This is a genomic window from Streptomyces stoeckheimensis (assembly GCF_045822005.1).
In the GTDB taxonomy this organism is placed as follows: domain Bacteria; phylum Actinomycetota; class Actinomycetes; order Streptomycetales; family Streptomycetaceae; genus Streptomyces; species Streptomyces stoeckheimensis.
In genome coordinates this window covers 2,244,573-2,260,222 of the sequence record NZ_CP169550.1, presented here as the reverse complement: position 1 = coordinate 2,260,222, position 15,650 = coordinate 2,244,573, and the positions used below count along the sequence as shown (strand labels likewise).

At 72.6% G+C, this 15,650-nt stretch carries 14 protein-coding genes and 2 pseudogenes; 11 read left to right on the top strand and 5 right to left on the bottom strand.

Features of this window, described 5'->3' with window-relative positions; translation table 11 throughout:
- The first annotated feature begins 48 nt into the window (after positions 1 to 48).
- Entirely contained in the window at positions 49 to 534 is a 486-nt protein-coding gene (locus tag ACE1OC_RS10450) for a DUF6099 family protein (protein ID WP_243331552.1), read from the top strand.
- Positions 535 to 659: 125 nt separating this feature from the next.
- Here the strand turns inward: ACE1OC_RS10450 and ACE1OC_RS10445 are convergent.
- Positions 660 to 860 (bottom strand): annotated as a pseudogene (locus ACE1OC_RS10445) (hypothetical protein); the annotation flags it as partial.
- A gap of 287 nt (positions 861 to 1,147) precedes the next feature.
- Between ACE1OC_RS10445 and ACE1OC_RS10440 the strand changes: the two are divergent.
- Both ACE1OC_RS10440 and mmuM read left to right on the top strand, forming a co-directional pair.
- Positions 1,148 to 2,071 (top strand): LLM class F420-dependent oxidoreductase, encoded by a 924-nt coding sequence (locus ACE1OC_RS10440; RefSeq protein ID WP_407836794.1) that lies wholly within the window; start codon positions 1,148 to 1,150, stop codon positions 2,069 to 2,071.
- Positions 2,072 to 2,084: 13 nt separating this feature from the next.
- Positions 2,085 to 2,996: a homocysteine S-methyltransferase gene (gene mmuM / locus ACE1OC_RS10435; RefSeq protein WP_407836793.1), complete on the top strand. Its 912-nt coding sequence runs from the start codon at positions 2,085 to 2,087 to the stop codon at positions 2,994 to 2,996.
- On the opposite strand, the gene ACE1OC_RS10430 is transcribed toward mmuM, so the two are convergent.
- The gene (locus tag ACE1OC_RS10430; protein WP_407836792.1) at positions 2,983 to 3,405 is read right to left on the bottom strand and encodes a hypothetical protein; all 423 of its coding nucleotides are present in this window, start codon (positions 3,403 to 3,405) and stop codon (positions 2,983 to 2,985) included. The two genes, mmuM and ACE1OC_RS10430, sit on opposite strands and share 14 nt — an antisense overlap.
- A gap of 192 nt (positions 3,406 to 3,597) precedes the next feature.
- Here ACE1OC_RS10430 and ACE1OC_RS10425 point away from each other — a divergent pair, with 192 nt between their 5' ends.
- Complete coding sequence (locus tag ACE1OC_RS10425; protein WP_407836791.1) at positions 3,598 to 4,113, top strand: DinB family protein; 516 nt, start codon at positions 3,598 to 3,600, stop codon at positions 4,111 to 4,113.
- 6 nt (positions 4,114 to 4,119) lie between these two features.
- On the opposite strand, the pseudogene ACE1OC_RS10420 reads toward ACE1OC_RS10425, so the two are convergent.
- A pseudogene (locus ACE1OC_RS10420) lies at positions 4,120 to 4,272 on the bottom strand (IS5/IS1182 family transposase); the annotation flags it as partial.
- A gap of 32 nt (positions 4,273 to 4,304) precedes the next feature.
- Positions 4,305 to 4,550 (bottom strand): hypothetical protein, encoded by a 246-nt coding sequence (locus ACE1OC_RS10415; protein WP_407836790.1) that lies wholly within the window; start codon positions 4,548 to 4,550, stop codon positions 4,305 to 4,307.
- Positions 4,551 to 4,618: 68 nt separating this feature from the next.
- Between ACE1OC_RS10415 and ACE1OC_RS10410 the strand changes: the two genes are divergently transcribed.
- The 5 genes from ACE1OC_RS10410 (at position 4,619) to argF (ending at position 11,805) form a co-directional block, all read left to right on the top strand.
- Positions 4,619 to 6,103, top strand: a complete 1,485-nt coding sequence (locus ACE1OC_RS10410) for a 3' terminal RNA ribose 2'-O-methyltransferase Hen1 (protein ID WP_407836789.1) — start codon at positions 4,619 to 4,621, stop codon at positions 6,101 to 6,103.
- Positions 6,100 to 8,658 carry a polynucleotide kinase-phosphatase gene (locus tag ACE1OC_RS10405; protein WP_407836788.1) on the top strand — a complete coding sequence of 853 codons (2,559 nt, stop codon included), beginning with the start codon at positions 6,100 to 6,102 and terminating at the stop codon, positions 8,656 to 8,658. Before ACE1OC_RS10410 ends, ACE1OC_RS10405 begins: the two co-directional genes overlap by 4 nt.
- Before the next feature lie 208 nt (positions 8,659 to 8,866).
- Positions 8,867 to 9,334, top strand: coding sequence for a hypothetical protein (locus ACE1OC_RS10400; protein WP_407836787.1), 468 nt, complete (start codon positions 8,867 to 8,869; stop codon positions 9,332 to 9,334).
- A gap of 95 nt (positions 9,335 to 9,429) precedes the next feature.
- Positions 9,430 to 10,659 (top strand): arginine deiminase, encoded by a 1,230-nt coding sequence (locus tag ACE1OC_RS10395; protein WP_407836786.1) that lies wholly within the window; start codon positions 9,430 to 9,432, stop codon positions 10,657 to 10,659.
- Between the two features lie 135 nt (positions 10,660 to 10,794).
- Entirely contained in the window at positions 10,795 to 11,805 is a 1,011-nt protein-coding gene (gene argF, locus ACE1OC_RS10390; RefSeq protein ID WP_407836785.1) for an ornithine carbamoyltransferase, read from the top strand.
- Positions 11,806 to 11,842: 37 nt separating this feature from the next.
- Here argF and ACE1OC_RS10385 read toward each other — a convergent pair whose 3' ends face one another.
- Positions 11,843 to 12,262 (bottom strand): ATP-binding protein, encoded by a 420-nt coding sequence (locus tag ACE1OC_RS10385; RefSeq protein ID WP_274549995.1) that lies wholly within the window; start codon positions 12,260 to 12,262, stop codon positions 11,843 to 11,845.
- 219 nt (positions 12,263 to 12,481) lie between these two features.
- Between ACE1OC_RS10385 and ACE1OC_RS10380 the strand changes: the two genes are divergently transcribed.
- Positions 12,482 to 13,309 (top strand): enoyl-CoA hydratase family protein, encoded by an 828-nt coding sequence (locus ACE1OC_RS10380; RefSeq protein ID WP_243331536.1) that lies wholly within the window; start codon positions 12,482 to 12,484, stop codon positions 13,307 to 13,309.
- A gap of 4 nt (positions 13,310 to 13,313) precedes the next feature.
- Positions 13,314 to 15,647 (top strand): bifunctional salicylyl-CoA 5-hydroxylase/oxidoreductase, encoded by a 2,334-nt coding sequence (locus tag ACE1OC_RS10375; protein ID WP_407836784.1) that lies wholly within the window; start codon positions 13,314 to 13,316, stop codon positions 15,645 to 15,647.
- The last annotated feature ends 3 nt before the right edge of the window (positions 15,648 to 15,650 follow it).

Here is a 15,650-nt window from a genome sequence, read left to right as displayed (position 1 = left end):
TGGGTAGTGGAGAGAACGGCAAGATGTCGTGCGGACGGGGGACGGCATATGGACGCGGTACGGCTCATCGCAGCCGGCCGGCACGCGCTGGCGCAGAGCGGGGCGGCTTGGGACATCGTGGGCGAGGCCTGGCAGGCGCAGGCCCTCGCGCAGGGCATTGGCAGCTGGCTGGCGGTCACCGGGCCGCCGGAGCTGAGATCGGAGGCACGGGGGCTGGGTGAAGCGGGGGGCAGAGGCTGCGGGGTGCTCGACCGGGCGGCTCTGCGCGGAGAGGGCTATGCGCCCGATCTCCCGCCCCGGGCCGCGCAGTTGACCGAGGTGACGGACGCCCGGCAGGCGTTGCTCGGACTCCAGGCGCTGCTCGGCGAAGTGGGCATAGCGCTGGTCGGGGTGGCCTGCGGGACGGACGACGAGGGTCTGTACTGGCAGTGCATAGAGTCGATAGACGCGGCCGACGAGTCGAGCGACCGCGTCCGGGCGATCCTGCGCCGGATGGCCGTCCGCGAACGGGGATCCGCCTCCGGCGTGGCCTGAGCCGGGGGGCCCGGAACGGGTCGCCCGGGCCGGCGTGGCCCGAGTCGGGGGGCGCCCGAGTCGGGGTGCTTCGGGGGTCGGGGTGTTTCGGTGGGGTCCCGTCGCGGGCGACGGGACCCGCGCGGTCAGGAGGAGCGGTAGGACGGGCGGTCTCCGGTTTCCGGGGTGCGGCCGTCCTGGTGCAGCGCAGTGCCGGGGCTGCGGTCGGTGGAGGACTGGAGGTCGGCGTCGAGCTGCGAGAGGTCGGCGTTCAGCGCCGCCATCAGCTCTTCCATCTGCTGCAGCAGGCCCTTCGGTGCGCCGCCCTGGGCGGGTACCGCGGACTCCTGGCGTGCGTGGTCGTGCGCTGCCTGTCCGGTCTGGCAGTCCTGACGGGATTGCCGGCGGGTCTCCGGCGCGGACTCCTGGGACATGGCGGCCTCCTCGGCCCTGGCCCTTCCGGGGCGGAAGGGGGCGGTGGACGCATCGGCGAAGGCCGCCGGCGCGCGGGCCGGGCGGTCCGGCTCCGTCCGAGCCAACGATCCCCATCCGTGCTGGTCACTGGCGCGGGCGGCGGCGACCGCCCGGTTGACGCAGATTCACCCGGCCGGGGCCGAAGGGGCAGGATGGGGACATGGATCTCCGTATCTTCACCGAGCCCCAGCAGGGCGCGAGCTACGACACCCTCCTGAGCGTCGCCAAGGCCACCGAGGACCTCGGCTTCGACGCCTTCTTCCGCTCGGACCACTACCTGCGCATGGGCGCGGCCGACGGTCTGCCCGGTCCCACCGACGCCTGGATCACCCTGGCCGGCCTGGCCCGCGAGACCCAGCGAATCCGGTTGGGCACCCTCATGACGGCCGGTACCTTCCGGCTGCCCGGCGTGCTCGCCATCCAGGTCGCACAGGTCGACCAGATGTCGGGCGGCCGGATCGAACTCGGCCTGGGCGCAGGCTGGTTCGAGGAGGAGCACAAGGCGTACGGCATCCCCTTCCCGGCCGAGCGCCTCGCCCGGCTGGAAGAACAGCTGGAGATCGTCACCGGCCTGTGGGCCACCGAGCCCGGCGCCACCTTCGACTACGCGGGCGTCCACTACCAGGTGGAGAACTCCCCGGCGCTGCCCAAGCCGGCCCAGGACAAGATCCCGGTCCTGATCGGCGGCCACGGCGCGAAGCGCACCCCGCGCCTCGCCGCCCGGTACGCGGACGAGTTCAACATGCCGTTCGCCTCGATCGCGGACAGCGAGCGGCAGTTCGGCCGGGTCCGCACGGCCCTCGAGGAGGCCGGCCGCAAGCCCGGCGACCTCGTCTACTCCAACGCGCTCGTCGTGTGCGTGGGCAAGGACGACGCCGAGGTGGCCCGGCGGGCCGCCGCCATCGGCCGGGACGTGGCGGAACTCAAGGCCAACGGCCTGGCCGGCTCCCCGGCCGAGGTGGTGGACCGGATCGGAGCCTACGAGGCGGTCGGCTCCTCCCGTCTCTACCTCCAGGTGCTCGACCTCGCCGATCTGGACCACCTGGAGCTGATCTCCTCCCGGGTCCAGTCCCAGCTCGGCTGACGGGACGGCCACCGTGCCCCGCGCATCCCGGCCGCTCGCCGAGGCCCTGGCCGGCCCCGGCGGGCGGACCGTGCTCCTGGACGGCGGGCTGAGCAACCAGCTCGCCGACCAGGGCTGCGACCTGTCCGGCGGCCTGTGGACGGGCCGGGTCCTCACCGAGAGGCCGGAGCAGGTGACGGCCGCCCACACCGCCTACGCCCGGGCCGGCGCCGAGGTGCTGATCACCGCGAGCTACCAGGTGGGGTACGCCGCCTTCGCCCGGCGCGGCCACGGCCCGGAGCGCACCACCGCCCTGCTGCGGCGCAGCGTGCGGCTGGCCGACGAGGCGGCCCGGGCCGCGGAGCGCGGGGTGTGGGTCGCCGCGTCCGTGGGCCCGTACGGGGCGGTGCTGGCGGACGGCTCCGAGTACCGCGGCCGGTACGGCCTGAGCGTGCGGGAGCTGGCCGACTTCCACCGGCCCCGGATCGCGGCGCTGCTGGCCGAGGGCCCCGACCTGCTGGCCCTGGAGACCGTTCCGGACGCCACCGAGGCCGAAGCCCTGCTCACCGTGCTCGCGGAGAGCGGAGCCCGCGCCTGGCTGAGCTACACGGTGGCGGACGGCCGCACCCGGGCCGGGCAGCCCCTGGCCGAGGCCTTCGCCCTCGCCGCCGGGTCCCCGCAGGTCATCGCCGTCGGCGTGAACTGCTGCGACCCGGCGGAGGTCCTGCCGGCCCTCGAAGCGGCCGCCGCCGTCACCGCGAAACCGCTGCTGGCCTACCCCAACGACGGCTCGGTCTGGGAGCCCGCCACCGCCACCTGGCGGACCCCGGCCACCCCCGCCCCCTGGCCCACGGCCGCCTGGCGGCGCACCGGAGCCCGCCTCATCGGCGGCTGCTGCCGCATCGGCCCCGACCGCATCGCGGAACTGGCCGCTACGCTCCGCTGAGGTCCCAGCGCACGCCCGGGGATCCGCCGCCCGTGGCCACGAGCTTCTCCATCTCCGCTTCCACGGCGGCCAGTTCCTCCGGACGCTCCATCAGGAGCAGCTGCTCGCGGTAGTGCACCAGTGCGGTGAGGAGCAGTTGGGTCTCCTCGGGTTCCAGCGCGCACATCCGGCGCGCGGCGGCGACGGACTCGGCGCGCAGGGCAACCGCTATCCCGGGCCGGTGGGCGAACTCCTGGCGGCTGTACGCGAACAACGCGGCCGCCAGCAGCGGCAGATAGGCCAACGGACTCACCCGGACGAGGACGCGATAGGCGGCCACCCGCTCCCGGACGGGCAGCGTGCCCGATCCGAGGAGCGCCACCCGGGCTCGCAGCACGGCGTCGTGATTGATGTTCTCCGTGGGATTCATGAGAGAGATCTTGTGGTCCGCGCAGGGCCCCGGACAAGGCGGATCGGCTGTGCCGTCCGTCCTACGAAAACCGCCTCTGACCTGTCATGATGGAGACGTCATCACCCTGGGGACCCGCCGCGGGACCCGATCGCGGAGGGTGGTGTCGCCTGGGCCTGTCCGGCGGATCTTGTGACCGCGTAACGTGCAGGCATGGCACCTTCACTTGAGCGTCCCCCCATGCAGGCCGACGAGCGCACCGCACTCATCGGCTGGCTGGACCTCCAGCGGCAGATCCTGCGATGGAAGTGCGATGGTCTGAGCGAGGCCGACGCGCACCGTTCCGTAATCCCGACCTCGCCGGCGATGACGATGGCCGGGCTGATCAGCCACATGCGGTGGGTCGAGCACACCTGGTTCGAGGTGGTTTTCCTCGGCGGCGACAAGGCACAGAACCCGTCCTTTGACGAGACGGACGAGGGCGCCGACTGGCGGGCCGATGGCGTTCCGCTGAAGCAGTTGCTCGTGGAGTACGAGGCCCAGTGTGCCCGCAGCAACGAGATCGTGGCCGCGGCCTCCCTGGACGACGTCGGCCGCCACCCCGACTTCCGCGCCGGCAGCGCCAACCTCCGTTGGATGCTCATCCACCTCGTCGAGGAGACTGGGCGGCATGCGGGACACGCGGACATCGTGCGGGAGCTGCTCGACGAGGCGAAGGGGTACTACTAGATCGCCCCGGCAGGAAGTCGAATCGACGCTCACCATCGACCAGTCGATGCTGCTGTCCGCGTCGGCACCGACCAGGACGGCCGCGAAGAGCCTGTCCCATGGTCCGTCCGCCGACCAGCGCCTGTGCCGCTCGGACACGGTCTTCCACTTCGCGAAACGCGACGAGACCACCGTGGTCCGCCGGGCGGGCCCTAGTCCTCGCCCATCACCGCCTCGCAGCCGGGGCACACCGCGTCGGCGTACTCCGGCGGGCACCAGGCGTCCGGGTGTTCGGACGGCTTCCAGTCGGCCGTTTCCATGGCGAAGGTGTCCTTGCCGCACATGGTCCGCGGGCCGCGCTCGGTGCCGCCTCCCGGGGCGGTGGGCGCGGCGTGCACCCGGTGGACGGATCCAGCCACCGGCTGGTCGAGCTCGTACACAACAACGATGCCGCTCATGATTCGACGGTAGGCGCCGCCGGAAAATAGGGCGCGGGCAACACCGCTGACCAGCAACAATCGCTCGCATGTTCCTGACGATCTCCACGACCGGCACGGCCGAGCGTCCCGCCACCGACCTGGGCTTCCTGCTGCACAAGCATCCCGGCAAGACGCAGGCGTTCTCCACCTCCCACGGCACCGCCCACGTCTTCTACCCCGAAGCCACGGACGAGCGGTGCACGGCGGGCCTGCTGCTGGAAGTGGATCCCGTCGCGCTCGTGCGGCGCGGTCAGGGCAAGGGGCAGGGCGGCACGCCGGACGCCGCGCTCGCGCAGTACGTCAACGACCGCCCCTACGCCGCCTCTTCGCTGCTGGCCGTCGCCCTGAGCGGCGTGTTCCGCAGCGCGCTGAAGGGGCAGTGCGCGGCCCGCCCGGAGCTGCCCGACGAGGTGCGCCCGCTGCGCATCGAGATCCCGGTCCTGCCCGCCAGGGGCGGCGCCGAGCTCGTGCGCCGGCTGTTCGGCCCGCTCGGCTGGGAGTCGGTGACGGCCACCCCGGTCGCGCTCGACGAGACCTTCCCGGAGTGGGGCGACTCCCGGTACGTACGCCTCGTCCTGGAGGGTGAGCTGCGGCTGTCCGACGCGTTGCGGGGCCTGTACGTCCTGCTGCCCGTCCTCGACGACTCCAAGCACTACTGGATCGCCCCCGACGAGGTGGACAAGCTGCTGCGCGCCGGAGACGGCTGGCTCGCCGAACACCCGGAGAGCGGGCTGATCACCTCCCGCTACCTGGCCCGCCACAAGCGGCTGACCCAGGACGCCCTGGAGCGGCTCGAGCTGGTCCGTCTCGCCGAGGCCGACGGCAGTGAGGTGGAGGAGCTGGACAACGCGGTGGACGAGGGGAACGACACGGAGGAGCGGCCCGTACCGCTCGCCGTGCTGCGCCGCGAGGCGATCCTCACCGCGCTGGGAGCGGCGGGTGCGGCCCGCGTCCTCGATCTGGGCTGCGGCCAGGGCCAGTTGGTGCAGGCACTGCTCAAGGACCCGGCGTACACCGAGATCGTCGGCGTGGACGTGTCCGTCCGGGCACTGAACATCGCCGCGAAGCGGCTGCGGCTGGAGCGGATGGGGGAGCGGCAGAGCTCCCGCGTCCGCCTGACGCAGGGCTCGCTCGCGTACACCGACAAGCGGCTCGTGGGCTACGACGCGGCCGTGCTCAGCGAGGTCATCGAGCACCTGGACCTCGAGCGGCTGCCCGCCCTGGAGTACGCGGTGTTCGGCTCGGCCCGCCCCCGCACGGTCCTCGTGACCACCCCGAACGTCGAGTACAACGTCCGCTGGGAGACCCTGCCCGCCGGGCACGTCCGGCACGGCGACCACCGCTTCGAGTGGACCCGCGAGGAGTTCCGGGCCTGGGCCGGGGACGTCGCCTCCCGGCACGGCTACTCCGTCGCGCACCTGCCCGTCGGGGACGACGACCCCGAGGTGGGGCCGCCGACCCAGATGGCCGTCTTCACCCTGAACACCGCCACTGCCGGCACCGACACCCCGAAGGAGGGCGAGGAGGCATGACCACCACCACCCCCACCACCGATCGCAAGCGCGTTCTTCCCGTCACCGACCTGTCCCTCGTCGTCCTGATCGGTGCCACCGGTTCGGGCAAGTCCACCTTCGCCCGCACGCACTTCAATCCCACCGAGGTCATCTCCTCCGACTACTGCCGGGGCCTGGTCGCCGACGACGAGAACGACCAGAGCGCCAGCAAGGACGCCTTCGAGGTCCTGCACTACATCGCGGGCAAGCGGCTCGCCGCCGGCCGCCTCACCGTGGTCGACGCCACCAGCGTCCAGGCCGAGTCCCGCCGGCAGCTGGTCCAGCTCGCCCGCGAGTACGACGTCCTGCCCATCGCGATCGTCCTCGACCTGCCCGAGGAGGTCTGCGCCGAGCGCAACGCGGGCCGCCCGGAGCGGGCCGGGCTGCCCCGCGCGGTCATCCAGCGCCACCGCCGCGACCTGCGGCGTTCGCTGCGCGGACTGGAGCGCGAGGGCTTCCGCAAGGTGCACGTGCTGCGCACGCCCGAGGAGGTGGAGTCGGCCGAGGTGGTCCTGGAGAAGCGCTTCAACGACCTCACCCACCTCACCGGCCCCTTCGACATCATCGGTGACATCCACGGCTGTGCCTCCGAGCTGGAGACCCTGCTCGCCAAGCTCGGCTACCAGGACGGCGCCCACCCCGAGGGCCGCACCGCCGTGTTCGTCGGCGACCTCGTCGACCGAGGCCCGGACAGTCCCGGCGTGCTGCGCCGCGTGATGGGCATGGTCGGCTCCGGCAACGCCCTGTGCGTGCCCGGGAACCACGAGAACAAGCTCGCCCGTCACCTCAAGGGATCCAAGGTCCAGCGGACCCACGGCCTCGCCGAGACGATCGAGCAGCTCGAAGCGGAGCCGGCGGAGTTCGTCCAGGAGGTCCGCACCTTCATCCAGGGCCTGGTCAGCCACTACGTCCTCGACGGCGGCAAGCTTGTGGTCTGTCACGCCGGACTGCCCGAGAAGTACCACGGCCGCACCTCCGGCCGGGTGCGCTCGCACGCCCTGTACGGGGAGACCACGGGCGAGACCGACGAGTTCGGGCTGCCCGTGCGCTACCCGTGGGCCGAGGACTACCGGGGCAAGGCCGTCGTGGTCTACGGCCACACCCCGGTCCCGAACACCGCCTGGATCAACAACACCATCTGCCTCGACACCGGAGCCGTCTTCGGCGGGAAGATGACCGCCCTGCGCTGGCCCGAGCGCGAACTGGTCGACGTACCGGCCGAGAAGGTCTGGTACGAGCCGGTCAAGCCGCTCGTCACCGAGGTCCCGGGCGGTCATGACGGGCGTCCGCTCGACCTGGCCGACGTCCAGGGCCGCCGGATCGTGGAGACCCGGCACCTGGGCAACGTCAACGTCCGCGAGGAGAACGCGGCCGCCGCCCTGGAGGTGATGAGCCGCTTCGCCGTGGACCCGCGCCTGGTGCCGTACCTCCCGCCGACCATGGCGCCGACGGCCACCTCGCACGAGGACGGCTACTTGGAGCACCCGACCGAGGCCTTCGCGCAGTACCGCAAGGACGGCATCGCCCAGGTCGTGTGCGAGGAGAAGCACATGGGCTCCCGGGCCACCGTGCTGCTCTGCAAGGACGCGGACACGGCCCGCGAGCGGTTCGGGGTCGACGGCCCCACCGGGTCCGTGTACACCCGCACCGGACGGCCCTTCTTCAAGGACCCCGAGGTCACCGAGGAGGTCCTCGTCCGGCTCCGCTCGGCGGTCACCGACGCCGGGCTGTGGGAGGAGCTGGACACTGACTGGCTGCTCGTCGACGGCGAACTGCTGCCCTGGTCGCTGAAGTCCGCCGGCCTGCTGCGCAACCAGTACGCCGCCGTGGGCGCGGCCTCCGGAGCCGTCTTCCCGGACGCCGTCGCCGCCCTGGAGGCGGCCGCGGCCCGGGGCATCGACACGGGGGAGCTCCTGGAGCGCCAGCGCGGGCGGGCCGCGGACGCGGCGAAGTTCACCGAGGCGTACCGGCGCTACTGCTGGAGCACCGACGGGCTGGACGGCGTACGGTTCGCCCCGTTCCAGCTGCTGGCGGTGGCCGGGCGCTCGCTGGCGGCCGTGCCCCACGACGAGCAGCTGTTCTGGCTGGACCGGCTCGTCGCCGCCGACGAGGCCGCCGGGACCGGGCTGCTGCGCCGCACCGGCCGGATCCTGGTGGACACCGCCGACGAGGCCTCGGTACGGGCGGGCACCGACTGGTGGGAGCTGACGGCCGCCGGCGGCGAGGGCATGGTCGTCAAACCGCTCCAGGCGTACGCCAAGGACGGCAAGGGCCGGCTCGTGCAGCCGGGGGTGAAGGTGCGCGGACGCGAGTACCTGCGGATCATCTACGGTCCCGAGTACACGCGTCCGGACCACCTGGAGCGGCTGCGCGGGCGCCACCTCGGGCACAAGCGCTCGCTCGCCCTGCGCGAGTACGCGCTCGGTCTGGAGGCCTTGGACCGGCTGGCCGCCGGGGAGCCGCTGTGGCGGGTCCACGAGGCGGTCTTCGCCGTCCTCGCGCTGGAGTCGGAGCCGGTGGACCCGCGGCTCTGACGGGCCGGAGCCAGGTGCCGAAGGCGTCGAGGCGTCAAGGAAAGGCCCCCGTACGGCCGCTCATTAGGTCGTATGGGGGAACTTTCGCGGAGAACTCCGGGAAAACCACCGGCGGGATCGTTCATCCAGGGCAGCGGAATGTCCGCGACCTTGGAAGGACGGAACGTCACCTATGAAGATGACCGCGCGCGGAAGCATTGCGGCACTCATGACCTGTATGGCCGCGGCAGGCGCGGCCACCCCGGCCATGGCCGACGCGGTGCCGGTGGGAGTCCCCCTGGACGCGGTGCGGACCACGCTCGGCGTGGACGTCCCGCACCTGGCCACCGGAGTGCCGGTGCCGGTGGTCGGAGCGCCCGAGGCGCCCCGGTTCCACAAGGGCGACATGCTGCCGACCCCGCTGCTGCCGGCGGTGCCGATCGGCACCGAGCTCGGGGACACCCTCCTCACCTCCCCGGTGCCGAACCTGGCCGGCAAGCCCGAGACGGACGGCGAGGGCTCGCTGGACGCACCCGCGACCACCGTGCGCACCCGTACCCCCGGACTGCTCGTCGGCTCCCCGCTGACCATGCCCGACGGGTCCAACCACGGGCTGCCGAACGTGAACGCCCCCGCGCTGGGCATCATCGCCCCGGACCTCACCGGCACCCCGGAGGCCCTGCTCGGCCTGCGCTGAACCGGCGGGCCCCGGACCGCCGCCGGATCCGGCGGTCCGAACCCGCTGAGCCGACGCCACGTCAAAAAGCCGCCCGGTCTGCGAACGTGTACGGCATGGGATTCCATGTCGATTCCGAGACCGGGCGGCTTCGCCGCGTCATCCTCCACCGGCCCGACCTGGAGCTGAAGAGGCTCACGCCGAGCAACAAGGACGCGCTGCTCTTCGACGACGTGCTGTGGGTGCGCCGGGCCCGCCAGGAGCACGACGGCTTCGCCGACGTACTGCGCGACCGCGGAGTGGAGGTCCACCTCTTCGGTGACCTGCTGGTGGAGGCCCTGGACATCCCGGAGGCGAGACACCTCGTCCTGGACCGGGTCTTCGACGAGAAGGAGTACGGTCCGCTCGCCACCGACCACCTCCGGGCGGTCTTCGACGGACTCCCCTCGGGGGACCTGGCCGAGGCGCTGATCGGCGGGATGACCAAGCGGGAGTTCCTGGAGCGGCACGCGGAGCCGGTGTCGGTCCGCTTCCACGCCCTGGACCTCGACGGCTTCCTGCTGGGGCCGCTGCCCAACCACCTCTTCACCCGGGACACCTCCGCCTGGATCTACGACGGGGTGTCCATCAACGCGATGCGCTGGCCGGCCCGGCAGCGCGAGACCGTGCACTTCGAGGCCATCTACAAGCACCACCCGCTCTTCACCGGCTCCGGGCCCTTCCACACCTGGTCGCAGGGGCAGGCCGACTACCCCTCGACCATCGAGGGCGGCGACGTCCTGGTCATCGGCAACGGCGCCGTGCTGATCGGGATGAGCGAGCGGACCACCCCGCAGGCGGTGGAGATGCTGGCGCGCGGGCTGTTCGCCGCCGGGTCGGCGACGACGATCGTGGCGCTCGACATGCCCAAGCGGCGCGCGTTCATGCACCTGGACACGGTGATGACGATGGTCGACGCGGATACGTTCACCCAGTACGCGGGCCTGGGCATGCTGCGCTCCTACACGATCGAGCCCGGCGGCGGGCCGAGCGAGCTGAAGGTGACCGACCATCCGCCGGAGCACATGCACCGGGCCATCGCCGCCGCCCTCGGGCTGGACGCGATCCGGGTGCTCACGGCGACCCAGGACGTGCACGCCGCCGAGCGCGAGCAGTGGGACGACGGCTGCAACGTGCTGGCCGTGGAGCCGGGCGTGGTCGTCGCGTACGAGCGGAACGTCACGACCAACACCCACCTGCGCAAGCAAGGCATCGAGGTGATCGAGATCCCGGGCAGCGAGCTGGGGCGGGGCCGGGGCGGGCCGCGCTGCATGAGCTGCCCGGTGGAGCGGGACGCGGTGGCCTAGGCGGGGGCGGGGGCTGGGGGGAAGAAGGAGCGGGGGACGCCGGGGCCCGGCACGTATGCGAAGGCTCTGTATATCAATGCAGCCCGTCGTATAGACTTCCAGCATCCCCTGTCACCGTGACTCTGGAGCGCCCCCATGGCCACCGATCTTGTCGGCCGCAGTTTCCTCAAGGAGCTCGACTTCACCGCCGCCGAGTTCCGCGGCCTGGTCGAGCTCGCCGCCGAACTCAAGGCGGCCAAGAAGGCCGGGACCGAGCGGCGCCGCCTCCAGGGCAAGAGCATTGCCCTGATCTTCGAGAAGACCTCCACGCGCACCCGCTGCGCCTTCGAGGTCGCCGCCGCCGACCAGGGCGCCCACACCACGTACCTCGACCCCTCCGGCTCCCAGATGGGCCACAAGGAATCGGCCAAGGACACCGCGCGGGTGCTGGGCCGGATGTTCGACGGCATCCAGTACCGCGGTGACGCGCAGGACACCGTCGAGCAGCTCGCCGCACACGCCGGCGTGCCCGTCTTCAACGGCCTCACCGACGACTGGCACCCCACCCAGATGCTGGCCGACGTGCTCACGATGACCGAGCACTGCACCAAGCCGCTGGAGCGGATCTCCTTCGCCTACCTCGGCGACGCCCGCTTCAACATGGGCAACTCGTACCTGGTGACCGGCGCGCTGCTGGGCATGGACGTACGGATCGTCGCGCCGCGGCACTACTGGCCGGCCGAGCCCGTGGTGGCCGCGGCGCGCGAGCTGGCGGCCGCCAGCGGCGCCCGGATCACGCTCACCGAGGACCTCGCGGAGGGCGTCGGGCAGGCCGATTTCGTGGTGACCGACATCTGGGTGTCCATGGGGGAGCCCAAGGAGGTGTGGGACGAGCGCATCGAGGCGCTGAGCCCGTACGCCGTCACCATGGACGTGCTGCGCTCCACCGGGAACCCGGACGTGAAGTTCATGCACTGCCTGCCGGCGTTCCACGATCTCGGCACCAAGGTGTCCCGGGAGATCCACGAGCGGCACGGGCTGGAGTCGCTGGAGGTGACGGACGAGGTGTTCGAGTCCAAGCACTCCGTCGTCTTCGACGAGGCGGAGAACCGGCTGCACACCATCAAGGCCGTGCTCGTCGCGACCCTCGCGGAGCCGACCGCATAGTCATGCGTCGGGGCCGAGGCGCCGGGGCCCAGGCGCCCTAGAGGGCCGCCCGGGACGGCAGGGTGAACCACACGGCCTTGCCGTGCGGGGTGGCGCGGTGCCCACAGGCCGAGCTCAGGGTCCGGATCAGCAGCAGGCCGCGGCCGTGCTCCTGCCAGGGGTCGGGATGGGCGTCGTCCGGGCCGGGGGCGGTCAGGTCGGCGGGGGGCTGCGGATCCCCGTCGTGGACCTCGACCTGGCAGCCGTTCGCCAGCAGTTCCACGACGAGCTCGATGGGGGCGTCGCCGGGGGTGTGCTCCACGGCATTGGCGACCAGTTCGGCGGTGAGCAGTTCGGCGGTGTCGCTGTCGGCGGGTGCGTCGATGTCGGCGAGGGCCGTACGGACCAGGGCGCGGGCGATGGGTACGGCCGCCGTCGTGTGCGGCAGGGCTATCCGCCAGGCGGATGGTTCGGGCAAGGCGGCCTCCGTTCCGTGGGTCGTAGGGGCGGGGGAAATCCTGTTTTCAACGATACGAAGTGGAAATGTCCGGCCGTAGGGCACCCCGACGTGATCGCAAGGGACGTCGGGCACACCGGCTCGGGACCTTCGGTACGTGTGGAGTCCGGCCGGCGGCACGGACCCACAGTTATCGCGCTTCCCTGACGACAGTCATGGACCGGTGATACCTTCGGGAGGGTGAGTCCCTTCCTCGGTTCCACACCCGCGACCGAACGCTGGAACCACCTCCGGGTGGACCGGCGGGACGGCGTCGCCACCGTCACCCTCGACCGCCCCGAGAAGCTCAACGCGCTCACCTTCGGCGCCTACGCCGACCTGCGCGACCTGCTCGCCGAACTGTCCCGGGAGCGCTCCGTACGGGCCCTCGTGCTCGGCGGCGAAGGCCGCGGCTTCTGCTCCGGAGGCGACGTCGACGAGATCATCGGCGCCACCCTCGCGATGGACACCGCCCAGCTCCTCGACTTCAACCGGATGACCGGACAGGTCGTGCGCGCCCTGCGCGAATGCCCCTTCCCGGTCATCGCCGCCGTCCACGGGGTCGCCGCCGGCGCCGGGGCCGTCATCGCCCTCGCCGCCGACTTCCGCATCGCCGACCCCACCGCCCGCTTCGCCTTCCTCTTCACCCGGGTCGGCCTCTCCGGCGGCGACATGGGCGCCGCGTACCTGCTGCCCCGCGTCGTCGGGCTCGGGCACGCCACCCGGCTGCTGATGCTGGGGGAGCAGGTCAGGGCGCCGGAGGCCGAGCGGATCGGGCTGCTCAGCGAGGTCACCGAGGAGGGCAAGGCCTCCGTACGAGCGGCGGAGCTCGCCGCGCACCTCGCCGCCGGTCCGGCCCTCGCGTACGCGCAGACCAAGGCGCTGCTGACCGCCGAGCTGGACATGCCGCTCGCCGCCTCGGTGGAACTCGACGCGAACACCCAGGCCCTACTGATGAACGGCGAGGACTACCGGGAGTTCCACGCGGCCTTCACCGGGAAGCGGCCGCCCCAGTGGAAGGGCCGGTAGTTCGATGGGCACCGGTTCGATGAGCACCGGCGCGATGAGCACCGGCCGGGAGGGCGCCGCCCTGCGGGTCGCCGTGGTCGGCGGGGGCCCGGGCGGGCTGTACGCCGCCGCGCTGCTCGCCCGGCAGGGGCACGCGGTGGACGTGTGGGAGAGGAACGCCCCCGACGACACCTTCGGCTTCGGGGTGGTCCTCTCCGACGAGACGCTCGGCGGCATCGAAGCGGCCGACGCCGTCGTCTACGCGGCCCTGAGCGCCGAGTTCGTCCGCTGGGACGACATCGACATCGTGCACCGGGGCCGCCTGCTGACCTCGGGCGGCCACGGGTTCGCCGCGCTCGGGCGGCGCCGGCTCCTGGAGATCCTGCACGAGCGCTGCGCGGGCCTCGGCGTCCGGCTCCGCTTCCGCACGCCGGCCCCCGAGCCGCAGGCGCTCGCAGCCTCGTACGACCTGGTCGTCGCGGCCGACGGGGTGCACAGCCGGACCCGCGAGGCCGCGGCGGAGCACTACGGGCCCACGCTGACGGGCGGACGGTGCCGGTACATCTGGCTGGCCGCCGACTTCCCCTTCGAGGCCTTCCGCTTCGAGATCGCGGAGACCGAGCACGGGGTGATGCAACTGCACGCCTACCCGTACTCGGCCGACTCCTCGACCGTGATCGTCGAGATGCGCGAGGAGGTCTGGCACCGTGCCGGCTTCGACCTCTGCGACGAGGCGGAATCGGCGGCGCGCTGCGCGAAGATCTTCGGCGAGGCACTGCGGGGACGGCCGCTGCGCGGGAACGGCTCCACGTGGACGCAGTTCCGTACGGTGGTCAACGCGCGCTGGTCGCACGGCAACACGGTGCTCATCGGCGACGCCGCGCACACCGCGCACTTCTCGATCGGCTCCGGCACCAAACTGGCGGTGGAGGACGCGCTCGCACTGGCCCGGGCGGTGGAGGCCGAGCCGGACGTCCCGGCCGCACTGGCCGCCTACGAGGCCGCACGCCGGCCGGCTGTGGCCTCCACCCAGCGGGCGGCGGCCGCGAGCATGCGGTGGTTCGAGGAACTCGCTGGGTACGTGGAGCAGCCCGCCCGGCAGTTCGCCTTCAACCTCCTGACCCGCAGCCTGCGGGTCACCCACGGCAATCTGGCCCTGCGCGATCCGCGCTTCACCCGGGCCGTGGAGCGGGACTTCGGCTGCCCGCAGGGCGCGGACGAAGGCCCGGACGGGGCGGGAACCCCGCCGATGTTCACGCCGTTCACCCTGCGGGGGCTGACCCTGCGCAACCGGGTCGTGGTCTCCCCGATGGACATGTACTCGGCTTCGGGCGCGGGCGCGGGCGGCGACGGCGTGCCGGGCGACTTCCACCTGGTGCACCTCGGCGCGCGGGCGCTGGGCGGGGCCGCCCTGGTGATGACGGAGATGGTCTGTGTCAGCGCCGAGGGCCGGATCACCCCGGGCTGCACGGGCCTCTACACCGCCGGGCAGGCGGCCGCCTGGGCGCGGATCGCCGGCTTCGTGCACACCTCGGCGCCCGGCACCGCGCTCGGCGTCCAGCTGGGCCACTCGGGCCGCAAGGGATCGACCCGGGTGATGTGGGAGGGCATGGACGTCCCGCTCCCCGAGGGGAACTGGCCCCTGGTGGCCGCCTCCGCACTGCCCTACCGCCCCGGGGCCTCGGCCGTGCCCCGGGCCCTGGGCGCCGCCGACCTCGCCGCCGTCCGGTCCGACTTCGCGACCGCCGCCGTCCGGGCCGCCGAGAGCGGGTTCGACCTGCTGGAACTGCACTGCGCGCACGGCTACCTGCTCTCCGGCTTCCTCTCCCCGCTGACCAACCACCGCACCGACGCCTACGGCGGCTCGCTGGAGAACCGGCTCCGCTTCCCGCTGGAGGTGTTCGACGCGGTCCGCGCCGTCTGGCCCGCGGACCGGCCGATGACGGTCCGCCTCTCGGCCACCGACTGGGCGCCGGGAGGCACCTCGCCCGAGGAGGCGGTGGCCATCGCCGGAGCCTTCGCGGCCCACGGCGCCGACGCCATCGACGTCTCCACGGGACAGGTGGTGGCGGAGGAGACCCCCGAGTACGGGCGTGCGTACCAGACCCCGTACGCCGACCGGATCCGCAACGCCCTGAACGTCCCGGTGATCGCGGTCGGGGCGATCTCCTCCTGGGACGACGTCAACTCCCTGCTGCTGGCGGGCCGGGCGGACCTCTGCGCGCTCGGCCGCCCCCACCTCTACGACCCGCACTGGACCCTGCACGCGGCCGCCGACCAGTCCTACACCGGCCCGGCCGCACCCTGGCCCGCCCCCTACCGCGCGGGCAGCCGCAAGCCGCCCACGGGGCGGGGGTAGCCC